At 20.3% G+C, this 650-nt stretch carries 2 protein-coding genes; both read right to left on the bottom strand.

Annotation, left to right across the window (positions count from 1 at the left end; all coding sequences use genetic code 11):
* A partial coding sequence (locus NG904_RS17715) for a hypothetical protein (protein ID WP_252232872.1) occupies positions 1–290 on the bottom strand: 290 nt, incomplete at its 3' end.
* A complete protein-coding gene (locus NG904_RS17710; RefSeq protein ID WP_252232870.1) occupies positions 287–427 on the bottom strand; it encodes a hypothetical protein in 141 nt (46 codons plus the stop codon). The genes NG904_RS17715 and NG904_RS17710, both read right to left, overlap by 4 nt.
* Positions 428–650: the final 223 nt, after the last annotated feature.

Below are 650 nucleotides of genomic sequence, written 5' to 3'. Positions count from 1 at the left end.
GTGAATTCAAAGGACTCCGTCCTCTCGCTCCTTTTTGTGTGTGGTTTTGTCCTTTCTCTTCGTTTTTCCTTTTTTTTTTTTTTTTCCTTCTCTTCTTTCTTCTCCCTCTCTTCCTCCTTTTTTCTCTTTTTCTTTTCTTTCTCTTCTCTTTTTTGTTTCTTTTTCTTCTTTTTTTTTTCCTCTTCTTTTTTTTTTTTTACTTTCTTTTTTTTTCTTTTTTTTTTCTTTCTTTCATTTTCATTTTCTTTCTCTCCTTTTTTTTCTTTATTTCCTTTTTTTTTACTTCTCATCTTTTTTTTTCTTTTTCTCTTATCCTTCTTTTCCTTTCTTTTTTTTTTTCTTTGCCAAAAATTTTTTCCGCCCTTTTATTTTTCCCACCTTTTTTTAAAAAAACTATTTTAAAATTTATTTCATATTTTTTTTCCATTATAAAATAAAAATTGAGGTGATAAAATTATTTTTTATATTCCTATTTAATAAAAAATTTTATTTTAAAACGATTATAAAAAAATCTTTTCTCTATTCAAAAAAAAAGAATAAAAAAAAAAATTTTGGGTATTTGACATTACTAAAAAAAAAAATTTAAAAAAAAAGAAATTTTACAAAAAAAATAAAAAAAAATAATTAGTTTATTAAAAATAAAAAAAATT

This window comes from Clostridium sp. ZBS15 (assembly GCF_023845705.1).
In the GTDB taxonomy this organism is placed as follows: domain Bacteria; phylum Bacillota; class Clostridia; order Clostridiales; family Clostridiaceae; genus Clostridium; species Clostridium aquiflavi.
Note: the sequence above shows the minus strand (reverse complement) of the source record. Positions and strands in the feature narration are given on the sequence as shown.